The sequence below is a fragment of the Pseudomonas sp. AN3A02 genome (genome assembly GCF_011765255.1).
In the GTDB taxonomy this organism is placed as follows: Bacteria; Pseudomonadota; Gammaproteobacteria; order Pseudomonadales; family Pseudomonadaceae; genus Aquipseudomonas.
This window is the reverse complement of record NZ_JAARNI010000001.1, coordinates 1,104,875-1,121,535: the sequence shown is the minus strand read 5'-3', so window position 1 is coordinate 1,121,535 and position 16,661 is coordinate 1,104,875. Positions and strand designations below refer to the sequence as shown.

Below are 16,661 nucleotides of genomic sequence, written 5' to 3'. Positions count from 1 at the left end.
GCATCAGAGTTGGCGAATGACCTTGGCAGCGGTCGCTACGTTATGGGCGAGGTGCAGCGGATTAATGGTCCCGACAATAGCACTGGCGACGCCGGTTTGCGCAAACAACAACATGAAACTGGCGTGAATTGGATCCACTCCTGATTCGAGGCAGACATGGCCACTGGCTAGTGCCTTTTTCACCAGGATGCCTTTGCCATGGTCGGCGGCATAATCAATGACGGCTTTCTCGGCCTGTTCGTTCAGATTGTAGGTGACCATGGCGCAATCGCCTTGTTCCAGAGCCTTTACGCCGCCTTCGACGGTTTTACCGGAGAAGCCAAAACCGCGAATCTTGCCCTCGCGCTTGAGGTCCGCCAGGGTCTGGTAAACCTCGCAGTCATTGAGGATATGCAGGTCGTTGCCGTCGGAGTGCGCCAACACCAGGTCGATAAAATCCGTTTCAAGTCGTTTCAGGCTGCGCTCCACAGACAGTCGGGTATGGGCCGCGCTGAAATCATGATGGGACACGCCCTCGGCGAACTCTTCACCCACCTTGCTGACGATCACCCATTCCTGGCGCTGGCCGCGCAATAGCGGGCCCAGGCGTTCTTCGCTGCGGCCGTAGGCGGGTGCGGTGTCGATCAGGTTGATGCCCAATTGCCGGGCCTGGCGCAACAGCATCCGCGCGGCATCGTCATCGGGAATCTGGAAGCCGCTGGGGTATTTCACCCCTTGGTCGCGGCCCAGCTTGACGGTGCCCAGGCCCAGCGGCGAAACCAGCAGGCCGGTGCTGCCCAGCGGGCGATGAAGGTCATGCAGGGTCGGCAGGGTCATGGCAGCAGTTGCTCCCAGGCAGGTTGGGCGATGGCGGGTTTTGGCAGTTCAGGCAGTTTTTCCGTGGCGCTTGGCTTGATGCCGTCACGTTCCAGTGCGTTGATCACCCGATCAGCGAAGTCCGGCGCCAATGCCAGCTTGGTCGGCCAGCCCACCAACAGGCGATCCTGCTCGGCGAGGAAGGCGTTGTCCGGGCGGGTCAGGCCTGACTGCAACGGCTCGGCGCGGTCCACGCGCAGGGTCGCCCATTGGGTTTGGCTCATATCGATCCAGGGCAGCAGCTGCGCCAGCTCTTTTTGTGCCGTGGCGATCTGTTGCTCCGGGGTACGGGCCACACCTTCGGCCTCGGCGATATCGCCGCCCAGGTACCACACCCAATTGCCGTCGGCGGCGGGGTGTGTGGTAACGGTGATACGCGGCTTGGTGCCGCCACCCAGGCAGTGGGCATACAGCGGCTTCAGGCCGGGGCCCTTGGCGATGATCATGTGCAGCGGTCGGCGTTGCATCGCGGGCTGGCTCAGGCCCAGGGCACTGAGCAGGTCAGCGGTACCGCCACCGGCGCTGAGTACGATACGTTGGGCGCGGATCTCGCGGCCATCGATCTTCAGGCCTGCCAGCGTGCCGTCTTCCATTAACGGTTCGATCTTCTCCCCGGCAAGCAGGCCGTCACCGGCCAGTTGCGCCAAGCGTTCGATCAGGCTCGGGACGTCGATCACCAGTTCGGCCAGGCGGTAGACCTTGCCCTTGAAGCGGCGGTCTTGCAGGGCCGGTGGCAGGTCATCGCCCTTCACTTGGTCCACGCGGCCACGCACGGCCTTGCTGGCGAAGAAGCTGGTGAGGTTGCCGGCGATAGTCCCCGGCGACCACAGATAGTGGGCTTCGGACAGCAGGCGCACGCCGGAAAGGTCCAGCTCGCCGTTGCCCGCCAGGGCTTCGCGCCAGCGGCGGGGCATGTCGGCGATGGCTTCGGAGGCGCCGGTCAGGGCGCCGTGCAGTGCGTATTTCGCGCCGCCATGGATGATCCCCTGGGACTTCACGCTTTGCCCGCCGCCGAGGGTGGCGCTTTCCACCAGCACCGTGGAAAAGCCCTGGCGGCGCAGGCGCGCATTGAGCCAGAGGCCGGCAACCCCGGCGCCGACAATCAGAACGTCGGTGGAAATAACGGATGGCATGCAGCGACCTCAGTGTTCAAGACAAGAGGCGCAGTATACAGGCACAGCGCGGTGGCGATTTGTCGGTGATCAGTGCCCGGCCGTTTTCGAGAACAACTGAATCACCACCACCCCAAGCACAATCAGGCCCATCCCCAGCATCGCCGGGATATCCAGTTTCTGCCCATAGATAAACAGCGCGGCGATGCTGACCATCACGATGCCCATCCCGGCCCACACTGCATACGCGACGCCCACCGGCACGGTGCGCACCACCAGCGTCAGCATCCAGAAGGCCACACCGTAGCCGACGATCACCAGCAACAGCGGGATCGGCGTGCTGAAACCCTTGATCGCTTTCATGGAAACGGTGGCGATCACTTCCGAGCAGATGGCAATGGCCAGGTAATAGTAGGCGGCGTTCATGGGTAAATCCTCGGTACAGGGGTTCAACCGTAGGAGCGAGCTTGCTCGCGAAAATCGTCAACGATAACGCAGCGCATCTGTTTGAACGCGGCGCTCTCGGGTTTTTCGCGAGCAAGCTCGCTCCTACAAAGGTCGGCATTCTAGAGAGTTTCCAGATGCGGTAAAGTCATTACCTATCCGAATTAAAGATGGGTTGAGCCATGAGCGTGCAGTGGAGTCTTGAGCAGATGCGCCTGTTTGTCAGCGTCGCGGAGCAGCGCTCGTTTTCGGCGGTGGCACGGGACCAGCGCAGGGCGCAGTCGGCGGTCAGCAATGGGATTGCGTTACTGGAGGCGGACCTGGGCCTGTGTCTGTTTGATCGCAGCAGCGGCCGCCAGCCCCGTTTGACCGAGGCCGGCACGGCATTGCTCGAAGAGGCGCGGGAAGTCTTGCGCCAGTGTGAGCGCCTGAATGGCCGCGCCTTGTCGTTGATGCGCGGCGAAGAGGCGCGCCTGCGCCTGGCCCAGGATGAAGCCATGCTCTATCAGCCGGTGCTTGATAGCCTCGAAGCGCTGGCGGGAAAATTTCCCAGCCTGGAAGTTCAGTTGTCCAGCGCGGCCCAAGGCGATGTCGCACGCAAACTGGTGGAACGCAAGGCCGATTTGGGCCTGCTGTTCTATCACGATCAAATCCCCGAAGCGCTGGAGCGTCGGGTGCTGGGCAGTGTGGAGATGGTGACCGTGTGCGGTATCGGTCATCCCATGGCCAAGGAACAGTTCGTGGATTGCCAGCGCCTGGCACAGTTTCGCCAGTTGCTAATGGCCACTCAGACCAGTGTGTATCCCGGCAGCGAGGCCGCCAGCCCGCAAGTGTGGCGGGCTGACAGTTTCTACGTGCTGGCCGAATGGCTGGCGCGGGGCCTGGGTTGGGCCTGGTTGCCACGGCATGTGGTGCAGTATCCGGCCTATCAGAACCAGATGGTCGAACTGAACAGCGAATGGACCCCGCCGGCGCTGGTGGTGGAGTTGGTCTGGCGCCGCGACGAACCCCTCGGCCCGGCCGCGCGTTTCCTCGCAGAGCGTTTTGCCGAGTGCTTGCAGGCGATCGACTGAAAAAGCCGATAAACTCCGCCGCCATGAATAGAACTCTCTACAGCTGTCTGTTTTACCTGGCGCTGCCGTTGGTGGCTTTACGTCTGTGGCTGCGCTCACGCAAGGCGCCGGCTTACGCGAAGCGCGTGGGTGAGCGCTTTTCCTATGGCTTGCCGGTGATGCAGCCTGGCGGGATCTGGGTGCACGCCGTGTCGGTGGGCGAAAGCATCGCCGCTGCGCCGATGATCCGCGGGCTGCTGGAACGTTATCCACAGCTACCGATCACCGTCACCTGCATGACGCCCACCGGTTCCGAGCGCATCCAGGCATTGTTCGCCAACGAGCCGCGCATCCAGCACTGCTACCTGCCGTACGATTTGCCCTGTGCGGCCAAGCGGTTTCTCGATCGTGTGCAGCCGAAACTGGCGGTGATCATGGAGACCGAGCTGTGGCCCAACCATATTCATCAGTGCGCCAAGCGCGGGATCCCCGTGGCATTGGCCAACGCACGGTTGTCGGCCCGGTCGGCCAAGGGCTACGGGCGTTTCGCCAAGCTGACGGCGCCGATGTTGGCGGAAATGAGCCTGTTCGCCGTACAGACCGAAACCGAGGCCGAGCGTTTTCGCAGCCTGGGTGCACGGCCCGAGACCGTCGAGGTCACCGGCTCGATCAAGTTCGACCTGACCATCGACCCGCAACTGCTGGAGCGCGCCGCCGCCTTGCGTGAGCAATGGCACGCCAGCGAACGCCCGGTGTGGATAGCCGCCAGCACCCACGAAGGCGAAGATGAAGTGGTACTCGCCGCCCATCGCCAGTTGCTCGCCAGCTATCCCAATGCCTTGCTGATTTTGGTGCCGCGCCATCAAGAGCGCTTCAGCCCGATGTTCGAGCTGTGCCAGCAGCAAGGCTTCGCCACCGTGCGTCGCTCCAGCGGCGAGGCGGTGACGGCGCAGACTTCCGTGTTGCTGGGCGACACCATGGGCGAGTTGTTGTTCTTGTATGCCTTGGCCGACAGCGCCTTTGTCGGCGGCAGCCTGGTCGCCACGGGCGGGCATAACCCGCTGGAGCCGGCGGCATTGGCCAAGCCGGTGATTTGCGGGCCGCACGTGTTCAACTTCCTTGAAATCAGCGCAATGATGCGCGACGCCGGGGCGTTGCAGGAAGTGGACGATGCCGAGGGTCTGGCGGTGGCGGTGCAGCGCTTGTTCGAGCTGCCGCGTGACGCGCAGAAGATGGGGCAGGCGGGGCTGGCGGTGATGCGCGCCAATCAGGGGGCGTTGAAGCGTTTGCTGGACGGGTTGGGCAGACTGCTCAACCACTAACAACACAAATCAAATGTGGGAGCGGGCTTGCTCGCGAATGCGCAGTGTCAGTCAGCGAATAAGTCGACTGATACACCGCTTTCGCGAGCAAGCCCGCTCCCACATTGAGTTATTCGGCAGTCTTAGTAACCGGGGTTAGCCTTCAACTGCGCCGCGGCCGCCTTGGCCAGGTCCGGCGGCAGGAAGTCCTTGTCCGGGTTGTAGTCGGCCTTCAAATACCGCGCCAGATCCTGCAAATCCCCCGGGTTCAGCGTTCCCGCCGCCTGCTTTAAGCGCAGGTTGTCGAGGATGTAGTCATAGCGGCTGTTGTTGTAGTTGCGCACCGAGGTGTAGAGCTGGCGCTGGGCGTCCAGCACATCGACGATATTGCGCGTGCCCACCTGGTAACCGATTTCCGTGGCTTCCACTGCGCTCTGGTTGGAGATGATCGACTGGCGGCGCGCCTGCACCTGCTCCACATCGGTGTTCACCGCGCGGTGCAGGTTGCGGGTGTTTTCCACCACCTGGCGACGCAGGCCTTCGCGCTGCTGCTCGGTCTGTCCGAGGCGGGAATAGGATTCGCGCACTTGCGAGCTGGTCAGGCCGCCGCTGTACAGCGGGATCCTCAACTGCAAGCCCACGGTGCGTTGCGACACGTCACCTTGATACGGCTGGCCGAAGGCGCTCGGGTTGCTGAAACCCAGGGCGTCGTTGTCACCTTTTTCATATTGCGCCACGGCGTCCAGGGTCGGCGCGTGGCCGGCCTTGCGTTGCTTGAGGGTTTCTTCGGCGGCGGTGACAGCGTAGTTGCTGGCCAGCAGGTTCAGGTTCTGGCGGCCGGCGGTTTCGACCCAGGCCTTGGCGTCGTTCGGCGACGGCGGCAGCACCGGCAGCGTGTGCACGATGCCCTGGATCGAGTTGTACTGGCGGTTGGTCAGGGTGATCAGCGCTTCAAAGGCGTCGTCCACCTGGCGCTGGGCCAGGATCCGGTTGGCGCGGGCGGTGTCGTAGCTGGCCTGGGATTGCAGCACGTCGGTCTTGTCCGACAGGCCTACGTCAAAGCGCTCGTTGGACTGGTCCAGTTGGCGCTTGAAGGCCGCTTCTTCGGCCTTGGTCGAGGCCAGGTTGTCCTGGGCCCGCAGCACGGCGAAGTAGTTTTCGGCGCTTTGCAGGATCAGGTTCTGTTCGGTGGCCGAGAGTTGCAGCGAAGCCTGTTCGTTGACGGCTTCGGCAGCCTGCAACTGGAACCAGCGATCGGCGCGGAACAGCGGCTGGCTCAGGGTCGCGCGCCAGGAATGCGCATCGCGGTTGACCGTGGCCGCAGGTTGATCGAGCTGAGTGCGCACATTATTGATGTCGGCACCGGCCGACAGGTTCGGCAGCAAGCCGGCGCGTGCCTGGGGCACCACTTCTTTCTGCGCGCCATACTGGGCGCGGGCAGCAGCCAGGTCGGCGTTGTTGTCCACCGCTTCCTGGTAGACGCTGACCAGGTCGGTTTTGGTCGTCAGGGGCGCTTCAGCTGCCCAGACCAGTCCGTTGGTCGCACAAGACACGGCGAGAGCCAGTGAAAGTTTGCGCAGCATGAGGCGATCCCTAGAATAATATTACGGCGATAATTTGGTGCCCAAGGCTAAGGCGGCCGATTCCTGGCGTCAAGACCTCAAGCAGTCACCGAGTGTAGTGGCGCTATCACGGCACAACAATCCTGTAATTACGCCATTCATCACGATGAATGCACCGCCGTTGGCAATTTGCCTGCTCCATGGTCTAGACTGACTGCGTTCTTGTCGGGGTGCCTTGTTGGAAGGCTGAGATCGGTAAATACCGGATCCCGTTGAACCTGATCAGGTTAGCGCCTGCGTAGGGAACAAGATTTCTCGTCACCCGGCGAGTCCTCTTGTGCTTCGTCCGGGATGTTGTTCGACAATCGAACAGCCCGTGCGCCAAGCACAGCACTGTCACAGTGCGTCCATCCGTCACAGGTTCACTCCGACAAAAATCCACCGCCTGGATAGTTGGAGAGCCCGTGATGAGCATCGAATTAAAAAGCCAAAAATCAAAAAATACCGTGCACCTGAGTGAATCGGCCAAGGTCGACTCCGGTTCCGTACAGCCTTTTACCCGCTCGCAAAAAATCTACGTCCAGGGCACTCGTCCGGATATCCGCGTGCCGATGCGCGAAGTCAGCCTCGACGTGACCCCCACCGACTTCGGCGGTGAAATCAACGCGCCCGTGGTGGTCTACGACACCTCCGGCCCGTACACCGACCCGAATGTGATCATCGACGTGCGCAAAGGCCTGGGGGATGTGCGCTCGCCGTGGATCGAGTCCCGTGGCGACACTGAGCGCCTCTCGGGCTTGAGCTCGCACTTCGGCCAACAGCGCCTGAGCGATGCCGAACTGACTGCCCTGCGTTTCGCCCACGTGAAGAACCCGCGCCGCGCCAAGGCCGGGGCTAACGTCACCCAAATGCACTACGCCCGCAAAGGCATCATCACCGCCGAGATGGAATACGTTGCCATCCGCGAAAACATGAAGCTGGAAGAGGCCCGTGCCGCAGGCCTGCTGGACCAGCAACACGCCGGCCACAGCTTCGGCGCCAGCGTGCCGAAAATCATCACCCCGGAATTTGTGCGCGAAGAAATCGCCCGTGGCCGCGCGATCATCCCGGCCAACATCAACCACACCGAGCTGGAACCGATGATCATCGGCCGTAACTTCTTGGTGAAGATCAACGGCAACATCGGCAACAGCGCCCTGGGTTCGTCCATCGAAGAAGAAGTGGCGAAACTGACGTGGGGCATTCGCTGGGGGTCGGACACGGTGATGGACTTGTCCACCGGCAAACACATCCACGAAACCCGCGAATGGATCATCCGCAACTCGCCGGTGCCGATCGGTACCGTGCCGATCTACCAGGCTCTGGAAAAAGTCGGCGGCGCCGCTGAAGACCTGACCTGGGAGCTGTTCCGCGACACCCTGATCGAACAGGCCGAGCAGGGCGTCGATTACTTCACCATCCACGCCGGCGTGCTGCTGCGCTACGTGCCGCTGACCGCCAAGCGCGTCACCGGCATCGTTTCCCGTGGGGGTTCGATCATGGCCAAGTGGTGCCTGGCGCACCACAAAGAGAACTTCACCTACACCCATTTCGACGAAATCTGCGAAATCATGAAGGCCTATGACGTCAGCTTCTCCCTGGGAGATGGCCTGCGCCCGGGTTCGATTGCCGACGCCAACGACGCCGCACAATTCGGTGAACTGGAAACCCTCGGCGAACTGACCAAGATTGCCTGGAAGCACGACGTGCAAACCATGATCGAAGGTCCGGGCCACGTGCCGATGCAGTTGATCAAGGAGAACATGGACAAGCAGCTGGAGTGCTGCGACGAGGCGCCGTTCTACACCCTCGGCCCGCTGACCACCGACATCGCGCCGGGTTATGACCACATCACCTCGGGTATCGGTGCGGCGATGATCGGCTGGTTCGGTTGCGCCATGCTCTGCTACGTCACGCCGAAGGAACACTTGGGCCTGCCGAACAAGGATGACGTAAAGACCGGGATCATCACCTACAAGATCGCAGCGCATGCGGCGGACTTGGCCAAGGGGCATCCGGGGGCACAGATTCGTGACAACGCATTGAGCAAGGCGCGCTTTGAATTCCGCTGGGAAGACCAGTTCAACCTGGGCCTGGACCCGGACACGGCGCGTTCGTACCACGACGAAACCTTGCCGAAGGACTCGGCCAAGGTCGCGCATTTCTGTTCGATGTGCGGGCCGAAATTCTGCTCGATGAAAATCACCCAGGAAGTGCGGGAGTACGCGGCCAACCAGCGCATTGAGGCGGTGGATGTGGACGTGGCCAAGGGACTGGCGGAGCAGGCGGAGCGGTTCAAGCAGGAAGGTAGCCAGCTGTACAAAAAGGTCTGAATCAGAACCTGTGGCGAGGGAGCTTGCTCCCGCTGGAGTGCGCAGCGCTCCCGGAATCTGGATCGGTGTTTTAACTGACACTCATCAGTTGCAGGTTTTGGGGCGGCTTCGCCGCCCAGCGGGAGCAAGCTCCCTCGCCACAGGGGGGTTTCCTGATTCAAATAATAGTGTCCCTCTGAGATAACACCCTTGAGCATTCAAGCGAGTACCTACTCTCCCGACATTGCAGTCCCCTTAGACAAGCGCGTCTTCGGCGCCCGCGATCTCTTTTCCCTGTGGTTCTCCCTGGGCATCGGCCTGATGGTCCTGCAAACCGGCGCGCTGTTGGCGCCGGGCCTGGGCCTGTCCGGCTCGTTGCTGGCGATCTTCCTCGGCACCCTGGTCGGCGTCCTGCTGCTGGCCGCCGTCGGCGTGATTGGCAGCGACACCGGCCTGTCCTCCATGGCTGCCCTCAAACTCAGTCTCGGCATCAAGGGCGCAAGCCTGCCGGCGCTGCTGAACCTATTGCAGCTGATTGGCTGGGGCTCGTTCGAAATCATCGTTATGCGCGACGCCGCCAGCCTGCTGGGCACCCGCGCGTTCAGTGAAGGCAGCCTGCTGGCCAGTCCGCTGTTCTGGACCCTTGTATTCGGCGCCCTCGCGACCTTGCTCGCCGTCAGCGGTCCGTTGACCTTCGTACGGCAGGTCCTGCGCAAGTGGGGCATCTGGCTGCTGCTGGCCGCCTGCCTTTGGCTGACCTGGAACCTGTTCGCCAAAGCCGACCTGGCCGCACTCTGGGCCCAGGCCGGTGACGGTTCGATGCCATTCGCCGTTGGCTTCGATATCGCCATCGCCATGCCGTTGTCCTGGCTGCCGTTGATAGCCGACTACTCACGCTTCGGCAAACGCGCGAAAAACGTGTTCGGCGGCACGGCGCTGGGTTTCTTCATCGGTAACTTCTGGCTGATGAGCCTGGGCGTGGCCTACACCCTGGCGTTTGCGCCGAGCGGTGAAGTGAATGCGTTGCTGCTGGCATTGGCCGGGGCGGGCCTGGGGATTCCGCTGCTGCTGATTCTGCTGGATGAATCAGAAAATGCCTTCGCCGATATTCACTCGGCGGCGGTGTCCAGCGGGATTCTGTTGCGTTTGAAAGTCGAGCACCTGGCGCTGGCCATTGGTGTTATCTGCACGCTGATCGCCTGCTTTGCGCCATTGGCGCAGTACCAGAACTTCCTGCTGCTGATCGGTTCTGTGTTCGCGCCGCTGTTCGGCGTGGTGCTGGTGGATCACTTTATCCTGCGCCGCCGTGGCCTTGGCGTCGCTGCCAACCTACGCTGGCCGGCGCTGTTGGCCTGGCTCGGTGGCGTCAGTACTTATCACTTGCTGGCGAATCTGTACCCGGATGTCGGCGCGACCCTGCCGGCGCTGGTGCTGGCAGGGCTGTTGCACTTCATCCTGGGCCGGGCCTTCAGTGGCGTGCGGGCACCAGCTCAGGCTTGATCACGCCAGTCAGGCGCGCATAGGGGATGGTCATTTCGATCAGCCCCAATGCGTACGGGGCGATGGTGGTCACGTTGTACTTGAGCACCACGCCATTGCTGGTCAACGCCACATTCGGGGTTTTCTGGAACGGCCAGCTCTTCACGAACTCCGGGTCGCGGTCCATCTGCGAGTTGATCAGCCAGTTGTTGTGGGCGACTTTTGCGGTCTTCCAGAACGCATCTTCCTGACCCGGCAACAGCATGTCGGTCAGGCTCAGCTCTTTGTGCAGCAGGCGTGAATAGTTGATGAAGCCGCGGCCCGGCTCGCCATGGGCGGTGCCGGTGTCCAGATAGCTGGACACTTCGATGATCACCAGTCCGTCATGCTGCTCACGTACCTTGGCCTGCAAGTACATGCTGTTGCGGTCAGGCGACTCACGCAAAAACTTGTCGCGGTAGGCGTTCAGGGTAGCGGGCATGCTCTGGCTCGGCGAGGTACGGGCCATCTGCAGCAGGCGCTGTTCGATGATCTGGTCCAGCTGTGGCTCGGACGGGAAGTGCACGGTGTCGATGTTTACCAGCGGGCAATCCGGGCTGCTGCAGCCGGGTTTGATCTGCTCGGAGGCGTCGGCGGTGGTGTCCAGCGGCTTGAGATAGCTCGGTTGGAACAGGCTCTGGCAAGCACCCAGGGTCAAGGCGATACAGGCCATGGAGGCGATTTTTAAAAGCGACATGTGTGTCCTTCATAAATCGAGGAAAGGTGAAAATGTGGAGCTTCGACTACCGACAAGGCAGTCAGTTCGCCACTAAGCTGATTAGAGTGAGTTTGACGCCCGCCGTCTATCCCGGCAACCGGAAAGGGGCTGCATCAAGGGGCACGGGCGCGTTAGGATGGCGCGATGTCGAGGCCGCCTCGATACCGCAAGGCAAAAAACGAGGGTTGATATGACGGACACAGCGAAATCGACGCCGAGCAAGGTTGAGATTGTTCAGCGCGACAATGCCTATAAGGGCTTCTACAAACTGGATCGGCTGAAGCTGCGGCACGAGAAGTTTGATGGCGGCATGAGCCGTGAGCTCAATCGCGAAGTCTTTGTTCGTCATGACGCCGTGTGTGTGCTGCCCTACGACCCGCAGCGCGACGAAGTGGTGCTGATCGAGCAGTTTCGCGTAGGCGCCATGGGCCGTACCGACAACCCGTGGCTGATCGAAATGGTCGCCGGCCTGATCGATAAAGATGAGCAACCGGAGGAGGTTGCACACCGCGAAGCCGAAGAGGAAGCTGGCCTTACCTTCTCTGCACTCTGGCCGATCACGAAGTACTTTCCGTCGCCGGGTGGCAGCACCGAATTTGTCCACTTGTTCCTGGGCCGTTGCGAAAGCGCCGGGGCCGGTGGCATCCATGGACTGGAAGAGGAAGCTGAAGATATCCGCGTCAGCGTCTGGGCCTTTGAAGACGCCCTGCAAGCGGTACGTGACGGTAAAATTTCCAACGCAGCGAGCATTATTGCCCTGCAATGGCTTGCGCTTAATCGCGCGGAAGTGAGGGGGTTATGGCAGTAAAGGCACGGGAGCGATATCGGGTTGACCTGATCGGGCTGCAAGCGGCCTGCGAGGCCAACTATGCACGGCTGATGCGGCTGCTGCCGGACATGCGCCACACCCCCGAGGCGCGGCGCATCGCCGTGACCCACGGCGACCAGATGCTCGGCGTGCTGACCCTGGAAGTGATCGTGAATTGCCCGTACACCACCACCCTGCGGGTGCGCCAGGAGCACAGCCTGCCTTGGTTGCCGGTGCCGCAGTTGGAAGTGCAGGTGTACCACGACGCGCGCATGGCCGAAGTGATCAGCGCCGAACATGCGCGACGCTTTCGCAGCATCTATCCTTACCCCAATGTGTTCATGCACCAGCCCGATGAGAAAGCACAGCTCAATGTGTTCCTCGGCGAATGGTTGAGCCACTGCCTGGCCCTGGGCCACGAGTTCGAAGTCGTTCGATAGATGTGAACTGTGTCCGCTTCACGGGTTTCCTCTTTGTGTCCTGCCCCAGCATAATCGCCTCAAATGTCCATTCCTGTGATCACGCCCTGGGAGAACGCCTTGCCGAGCGTATCCGCCTTGAACCCTGACGCTCCGGCGTTGCTGGTGCAGTTGTCCGATAGCCACCTGTTTGCCGCGGCGGACGGCGGGCTGCTGGGCATGAAAACCCGCGAGAGCCTGCAACGGGTCATCGAACTGGTGCTGGCGCAGCAGCCGCAGATTGATCTGGTGCTGGCCACCGGGGATTTGTCCCAGGACGGCACGCTGGAGTCGTATCAGGCGTTTCGTGACATGACCCGGCAGATTGAAGCGCCGGCGCGCTGGATTCCGGGGAATCACGATGAGCCGCAGGTGATGCTGCAAGCAGCGATCAACAGTGCCTTGCTGGAGCCGGTGGTGGATGTGGGTAACTGGCGGATCACCCTGCTGGACTCGGCGGTGCCGGGCTCGGTGCCGGGGTATTTGCAGGACCAGCAACTGCAACTGTTGGCGCAATCGTTGAGTGAGGCGCCGACTCGGCATCATCTGGTGTGTTTTCACCATCATCCGGTGTCGATTGGGTGCGCTTGGATGGAGCCTATTGGTTTGCGTAATCCTGAGGCGCTGTTTGCGGTGCTGGATCGGTTTCCTCAGGTGCGGGCGGTGCTTTGGGGGCATGTGCATCAGGAAATTGACCGGGAGCGTAATGGGGTGCGTTTGTTGGCTTCGCCTTCTACCTGTATTCAGTTCGCTCCCGGGAGTGAGGATTTCAAAGTGAGTGAGCAGGCGCCTGGGTATCGCTGGCTGCGGTTGCATGCCGACGGGCGGTTGGAAACGGGTGTGGAGCGGGTTGAGGGGTTTGTGTTTCAGGTGGATTACGGTAGTGATGGGTATTGATGGTTTTGGGGGCATATCCGTTATTTGGGTAACGGCTGCCTAGGGTTCCGCTCTTACAGCGGGTCACTTTTGAAAAGCCGGAATGCCGGCCCAGTCAAAAGTAACCAAAACGCTCTGCCCCGCCTGTCGGCACCTCGCTGGGGCTCGGTGTGCCCTCACTCCGGCATTACTCCGCGGGCCGCCGCGACGGGCCATCCATGGCCCGGCGCGGCTAAACCGGCGTCCTGCCGGTTTACCCGCTCCGCAATACCTGCGTTCGGCCTCGGGCTGAATGGGGCAGTCAGATCAAAATCAAAAGCAAGAGCAAGAGCACAGCGGCCTACCGGCCGGCTTGAGTGTTAGAAGCAGAGGCAAGATCCAGAGCGAAAGCAGAGCTGCTTTTCTGTGGGAGCGGGCTTGCTCGCGAAAAACCTGAGARCGCCGCGTTGAATCAGGATGCCCGCGTCATCGTTAACGACCTTCGCGAGCAAGCCCGCTCCCACATTTGGACCGTGACCGCTTCTGGTTTTGCTGTTGCTCCTGCTGTTGCTTCACCACACTCAAGCCGGCCGGTAGGCCGCTGTGCTCTTGATCTGCTTTTGATCTTGATCTTAGGCGCCCCGTTAAACCACGCTGGCCGAACGTAGGCTTTGGAGCGTGGGTAACCCGGCAGGACGCCGGGTTAGCCGCGCTGGGCCAAGGATGGCCCATCGCGGCGGCCCACGGTCCAAAGCCGGAGTGAGGGCACACCGAGCCTAGGCGAGGTGCCGAGTGGTGGGGCAAGAGCGTTTTGCTTACTTTTGCGCTTTTCAAAAGTGAGCCGCTGTAAGAGCGGAACCAATAGCAGCCCCGACCACAGCAACGGATATGTACCCACCCCATACCAACGAAGCCAAACAAAAAAAGCCCGGCTGATCATCAATCAGCCGGGCTTTTTAGTGTCGCTTGAAAAGGTATTACTTCTTCAAGCCGTAATGCTCATCCAGCATCCCCGGGGCGTTTGGCGTTTTTGGCGCGTAGTCCCGTGGCGGTTCCTGGTTTTCCCGAGGCGGGGTCAGGCGTTCCCGTGGCGCTTGCGGTGCATCGGAATGCAGCGCGGCCAGCAGACGCTGGCGGGTGATGTCGTCCAGGGCCAGGCGGTTGGCACCCTCGGCGAGATGATCCTGTACTTCCTGATAGCTCTGAGTGAGCTTTTTCACCAGGGTCGCGGTGCTGTTGAAGTGGGTAACAACCTCGTTCTGATAACTGTCAAAACGTTCCTGAATGTCATCCAACTGACGCTGCGTGCGGTTAGGCGCGGCATTCGGCAGCAGGCGGGCAACCAGGAATCCAATGGCGACACCGGCAACCAAGGCGAGAGTCGGCAACAACCAAACTAAGAGCGAGTGTTCCACGAGTCCTTCCTCTATAAACGGCTTTGCTTTACGTTAACGGCTCGGACCTGCGCTGTATACCGCGATTAAGCTCGCAATGATGCCATGCACAGACTTTTAGCTAGACGAGTCGACCCCTTGAGAGGTCACGGAGTTCCTTCCTTGCTGATGCGTGAAACCCCTGTTTTGATCGATGGCCCGGTAGGCCAACTGGAAGCCCTGTATCTGGATCACCCCGAGCCACGTGGCCTGGCGCTGATCTGCCACCCTAACCCGGTGCAGGGCGGCACCATGCTCAACAAAGTCGTATCGACCCTGCAACGCACTGCGCGGGATGCTGGCTTGATCACGTTACGTTTCAATTATCGCGGTGTCGGCGCCAGCGCCGGTACGCACGATATGGGCACCGGTGAAGTCGACGACGCCGAAGCCGCGGCCACCTGGCTGCGTGAAAAACATCCCGACCTGCCGATTACCCTGCTGGGTTTTTCCTTCGGTGGGTTTGTGGCGGCCACCCTCGGCGGCCGCCTGGAAGCCAAGGGCGAAAAACTTGCACACCTGTTCATGGTGGCTGCGGCCGTGATGCGCCTGCAGGATAACGTCGTGCTGCCACAAGGCTGCCCATTGACCGTGATCCAGCCGGAAACCGACGAAGTGGTCGACCCGCAACTCGTCTACGACTGGTCCGCGGCCCTGAATCGCCCCCATGAGCTGCTGAAAGTGGCAGAATGCGGACACTTTTTTCATGGCAAGCTGACCGATCTCAAGGATCTTGTGCTGCCACGTCTTTCGAATTGATGACAAGCGATTACCCATGACGACCCGTACCCGCATCCTCACCGGCATCACCACCACCGGCACACCGCACCTGGGCAACTACGCCGGCGCGATTCGCCCGGCGATCCTTGCCAGCCAGGACGCCAACGCCGACTCCTTCTACTTCCTGGCCGACTACCACGCCCTGATCAAGTGCGATGACCCGCAGCGTATCCAGCGCTCGCGCATGGAAATCGCTGCGACCTGGCTGGCCGGTGGCCTGGATGTGAACCGGGTAACGTTCTATCGCCAGTCCGACATCCCGGAAATCCCCGAGCTGACCTGGCTGCTGACCTGCGTGGCGGCCAAGGGCTTGCTCAACCGTGCGCACGCCTACAAGGCCTCGGTGGACAAGAACCTGGAAAGCGGCGAAGACCCGGATGCGGGCATCACCATGGGCCTGTACAGCTACCCGGTACTGATGGCCGCGGACATCCTGATGTTCAACGCCCACAAGGTGCCGGTCGGTCGTGACCAGATCCAGCACGTGGAAATGGCCCGCGACATCGGCCAGCGCTTCAACCACCTGTTCGGCAAAGGTAAAGAATTCTTCACCATGCCTGAAGCGCTGATCGAAGAAAGCGTCGCCACCTTGCCGGGCCTGGATGGCCGCAAGATGTCCAAGAGCTACGACAACACCATTCCGTTGTTTACCAGCGCCAAGGACATGAAGGACGCGATCTCGCGGATCGTCACCGACTCCCGCGCGCCGGGCGAAGCGAAAGATCCGGACAACTCGCACCTGTTCACCCTGTACCAGGCCTTTGCCACCAAGGCTCAGGAAGAAGAGTTCCGCGGCGAACTGCTGCAAGGCCTGGGCTGGGGCGAGGCGAAGAACCGTCTGTTCCAGCTGCTGGACGGCCAACTGGGGGAAGCGCGTGAGCGTTACCACCAACTGATGTCGCGCCCGTCGGACATGGAAGACCTGCTGCTGATCGGTGCCAAGAAAGCCCGCGCCGTGGCTGCACCGTTCCTGGCCGAGCTGCGTGAAGCGGTAGGCCTGCGTTCGTTCGTCAACCCGGTCGCCGTTGCCGCCACCACCAAGAAGAAAGCTGCGAAAGCCGCGCGCTTTGTCAGCTTCCGCGAAGACGACGGCAGCTTCCGCTTCCGTTTGCTGGCGGCCGAAGGCGAACAACTGCTGCTGTCGCGTAACTTTGTCGACGGTAAGACTGCAGGTGCAGTGACCAAGCAACTGCAATCGGGTCAGGCGCTGGATGTCCGCAGCGAGGCCCTGAGCTTCAGTGTGTGGCTGGAAGGTGCTGCCGTCGCCGATAGCCCGGCGTTCGCCGACAGTGCCTCGCGCGATGCCGCTATCGAAGCCTTGCGCGTTGCGTTGACCCCAATCGAGGATTAACCCGACCAAGGGTTGATTGCCATTCTTCAGGGCCGTCGTTACAGTGGCGGCCCGTTTTTGTTG

15 protein-coding genes and 1 riboswitch are annotated in these 16,661 nt (G+C 61.4%); of the genes, 9 read left to right on the top strand and 6 right to left on the bottom strand.

Annotated elements, in window-relative coordinates; all coding sequences use genetic code 11:
* Positions 1-3 precede the first annotated feature (3 nt).
* The 3 genes from HBJ59_RS05305 to HBJ59_RS05295 all read right to left on the bottom strand — a co-directional run bounded on the left by HBJ59_RS05305 (position 4) and on the right by HBJ59_RS05295 (position 2,393).
* The gene (locus HBJ59_RS05305; RefSeq protein WP_167662916.1) at positions 4-816 is read right to left on the bottom strand and encodes an aldo/keto reductase; all 813 of its coding nucleotides are present in this window, start codon (positions 814-816) and stop codon (positions 4-6) included.
* Complete coding sequence (locus HBJ59_RS05300; protein ID WP_167662915.1) at positions 813-1,988, bottom strand: FAD-binding oxidoreductase; 1,176 nt, start codon at positions 1,986-1,988, stop codon at positions 813-815. Before HBJ59_RS05300 ends, HBJ59_RS05305 begins: the two co-directional genes overlap by 4 nt.
* Before the next feature lie 69 nt (positions 1,989-2,057).
* Positions 2,058-2,393, bottom strand: coding sequence for a multidrug efflux SMR transporter (locus HBJ59_RS05295; protein ID WP_003209492.1), 336 nt, complete (start codon positions 2,391-2,393; stop codon positions 2,058-2,060).
* A 200-nt stretch (positions 2,394-2,593) separates the two neighbouring features.
* Here HBJ59_RS05295 and HBJ59_RS05290 point away from each other — a divergent pair, with 200 nt between their 5' ends.
* Complete coding sequence (locus tag HBJ59_RS05290; RefSeq protein ID WP_076015520.1) at positions 2,594-3,484, top strand: LysR family transcriptional regulator; 891 nt, start codon at positions 2,594-2,596, stop codon at positions 3,482-3,484.
* 23 nt (positions 3,485-3,507) lie between these two features.
* Positions 3,508-4,785: a lipid IV(A) 3-deoxy-D-manno-octulosonic acid transferase gene (gene waaA / locus HBJ59_RS05285; protein ID WP_167662914.1), complete on the top strand. Its 1,278-nt coding sequence runs from the start codon at positions 3,508-3,510 to the stop codon at positions 4,783-4,785.
* Positions 4,786-4,907: 122 nt separating this feature from the next.
* On the opposite strand, the gene HBJ59_RS05280 is transcribed toward waaA, so the two are convergent.
* A complete protein-coding gene (locus tag HBJ59_RS05280) occupies positions 4,908-6,347 on the bottom strand; it encodes a TolC family outer membrane protein (RefSeq protein ID WP_076015522.1) in 1,440 nt (479 codons plus the stop codon).
* Between the two features lie 195 nt (positions 6,348-6,542).
* A riboswitch (TPP riboswitch) is annotated at positions 6,543-6,648 on the top strand.
* Between the two features lie 145 nt (positions 6,649-6,793).
* On the opposite strand from HBJ59_RS05280, the gene thiC reads away from it, so the two are divergent.
* Positions 6,794-8,698, top strand: coding sequence for a phosphomethylpyrimidine synthase ThiC (thiC, locus tag HBJ59_RS05275; protein ID WP_008439122.1), 1,905 nt, complete (start codon positions 6,794-6,796; stop codon positions 8,696-8,698).
* A gap of 189 nt (positions 8,699-8,887) precedes the next feature.
* Entirely contained in the window at positions 8,888-10,177 is a 1,290-nt protein-coding gene (gene cytX, locus HBJ59_RS05270; protein WP_167662913.1) for a putative hydroxymethylpyrimidine transporter CytX, read from the top strand.
* Here cytX and HBJ59_RS05265 read toward each other — a convergent pair.
* Entirely contained in the window at positions 10,146-10,892 is a 747-nt protein-coding gene (locus HBJ59_RS05265) for an RsiV family protein (protein ID WP_167662912.1), read from the bottom strand. The genes cytX and HBJ59_RS05265 overlap by 32 nt on opposite strands.
* Before the next feature lie 211 nt (positions 10,893-11,103).
* On the opposite strand from HBJ59_RS05265, the gene HBJ59_RS05260 reads away from it, so the two are divergent.
* From HBJ59_RS05260 to cpdA, 3 genes are all read left to right on the top strand, one after another.
* On the top strand, positions 11,104-11,721 hold the full coding sequence (locus tag HBJ59_RS05260; protein WP_167662911.1) for an NUDIX domain-containing protein: 618 nt from the start codon (positions 11,104-11,106) through the stop codon (positions 11,719-11,721).
* Entirely contained in the window at positions 11,712-12,161 is a 450-nt protein-coding gene (locus HBJ59_RS05255) for a DUF1249 domain-containing protein (protein ID WP_003209507.1), read from the top strand. The genes HBJ59_RS05260 and HBJ59_RS05255 overlap by 10 nt, the downstream gene beginning before the upstream one ends.
* A gap of 99 nt (positions 12,162-12,260) precedes the next feature.
* Complete coding sequence (cpdA, locus tag HBJ59_RS05250; protein WP_167663432.1) at positions 12,261-13,076, top strand: 3',5'-cyclic-AMP phosphodiesterase; 816 nt, start codon at positions 12,261-12,263, stop codon at positions 13,074-13,076.
* Positions 13,077-14,011: 935 nt separating this feature from the next.
* Here the strand turns inward: cpdA and HBJ59_RS05245 are convergent.
* Positions 14,012-14,449 (bottom strand): YhcB family protein, encoded by a 438-nt coding sequence (locus tag HBJ59_RS05245; RefSeq protein ID WP_010170781.1) that lies wholly within the window; start codon positions 14,447-14,449, stop codon positions 14,012-14,014.
* Positions 14,450-14,596: 147 nt separating this feature from the next.
* Here HBJ59_RS05245 and HBJ59_RS05240 point away from each other — a divergent pair, with 147 nt between their 5' ends.
* Positions 14,597-15,226, top strand: coding sequence for an alpha/beta hydrolase (locus tag HBJ59_RS05240; RefSeq protein ID WP_167662910.1), 630 nt, complete (start codon positions 14,597-14,599; stop codon positions 15,224-15,226).
* 16 nt (positions 15,227-15,242) lie between these two features.
* A complete protein-coding gene (locus tag HBJ59_RS05235; RefSeq protein ID WP_167662909.1) occupies positions 15,243-16,598 on the top strand; it encodes a tryptophan--tRNA ligase in 1,356 nt (451 codons plus the stop codon).
* The last annotated feature ends 63 nt before the right edge of the window (positions 16,599-16,661 follow it).